Source organism: Halorhodospira neutriphila (genome assembly GCF_016584055.1).
Lineage (GTDB): Bacteria > Pseudomonadota > Gammaproteobacteria > Nitrococcales > Halorhodospiraceae > Halorhodospira > Halorhodospira neutriphila.
The window spans coordinates 1-1,090 of record NZ_NRSH01000256.1 but is presented as its reverse complement, the minus strand read 5'-3'; the positions used below and the strand labels follow the sequence as shown (position 1 = coordinate 1,090).

4 protein-coding genes are annotated in these 1,090 nt (G+C 76.2%); all 4 read left to right on the top strand.

Annotated elements, in window-relative coordinates:
- Window positions 1–310: Na+/H+ antiporter subunit E (locus CKO13_RS12305; RefSeq protein WP_200261433.1), on the top strand; the 310-nt coding region annotated here is incomplete at its 5' end.
- A gap of 13 nt (window positions 311–323) precedes the next feature.
- The gene (locus tag CKO13_RS12300; protein WP_200261431.1) at window positions 324–596 is read left to right on the top strand and encodes a monovalent cation/H+ antiporter complex subunit F; all 273 of its coding nucleotides are present in this window, start codon (window positions 324–326) and stop codon (window positions 594–596) included.
- On the top strand, window positions 593–898 hold the full coding sequence (locus tag CKO13_RS12295) for a cation:proton antiporter (protein ID WP_200261429.1): 306 nt from the start codon (window positions 593–595) through the stop codon (window positions 896–898). The genes CKO13_RS12300 and CKO13_RS12295 overlap by 4 nt, the downstream gene beginning before the upstream one ends.
- Window positions 895–1,090: hydrogenase subunit MbhD domain-containing protein (locus CKO13_RS12290; protein ID WP_338034656.1), on the top strand; the 196-nt coding region annotated here is incomplete at its 3' end. The genes CKO13_RS12295 and CKO13_RS12290, both read left to right, overlap by 4 nt.

The following is a 1,090-nucleotide window of genomic DNA, read 5'->3' as shown; positions in this document are numbered from 1 at the left end:
GCTCTTCCTCGGGCGCTCGCTGCTCGGCGCCCTGGATATCGGCTACCGCGCCGTGCACCCCCGCATGCCGCTGCACCCGGCCTGGCTGACCTACCCCCTGGCGCTGCCCGACGGCGAGCCCCGGGTGGTCCTCCTGGCGGCGGTGAGCCTGCTGCCGGGGACGCTGGCCGCCGACCTGCGCGGCTCGACCCTCGTGGTCCACGCCCTCGTCCCCGGCGCCCGTGACGAGGTGCGGGCCCTGGAGGCGCGGGTGGCCAGGGTCTACGGTATGGATAGCAGCGGGGGCGCTGCTGTCGCCGGGCCCGCCTGAGGAGGGATCCGCCGTGCAGACGCTGACCTTCGCCGTCGCCCTGTTCCTGCTGCTCAACCTGCTCGCCGGCCTGGCCCGCGTCCACCGCGGCCCCACCGCCGCCGACCGCATGCTCGCCGCGCTCCTGTTCGGCACCACCACCACCGCGGTGCTGCTCCTCCTCGCCGCCGCCATGGAGTCGCCCGCCCTGCGCGATGTGGCGCTGCTGTTCGTCCTCCTCGCGGCCGTCCTGGCGGTGGCCTTCACCCGCATCCCCCGGCGCCGGCGGCGGGAGCGGCGCCCATGACCCCCCTCGAGCTGGCCAGCGCCGCGCTGCTGCTCCTCGGCGCCGCCTTCTTCCTGACCGGCACCGTGGGGCTGCTGCGCTTCCCGGGGTGCTTCGCCCGGCTCCACGCCCTGACCAAGGCCGACAACCTCGGCCTCGGCTGCGTCATCCTCGGCGTGGCGCTGCAGGCGGAGTCGGGCTGGGCGGTCGCCAAGCTCGCCCTCATCTGGGTGGGGGCCCTGGTGGCGGCGACCGTCTCGGCGCACCTCATCGCCCGCTTCGCGCTCCGGGCCCGCGGGGGGCCGGGGAGGACGCCGCCGTGAGCGCAGGGATCGAGCTGCTCTTCGACCTGCTGCTCGGCCTCGGGCTGCTCGGCCTGGCCGTGCAGATCGTCGCCGGGCGGGCCCTGTTCCGCAGCGTGGTGCTGTTCATCGTCTTCGGCCTGCTCATGGCCCTGGCCTGGGCGCGGCTGGCGGCGCCGGACCTGGCCCTGGCCGAGGCGGCCATCGGCGCCG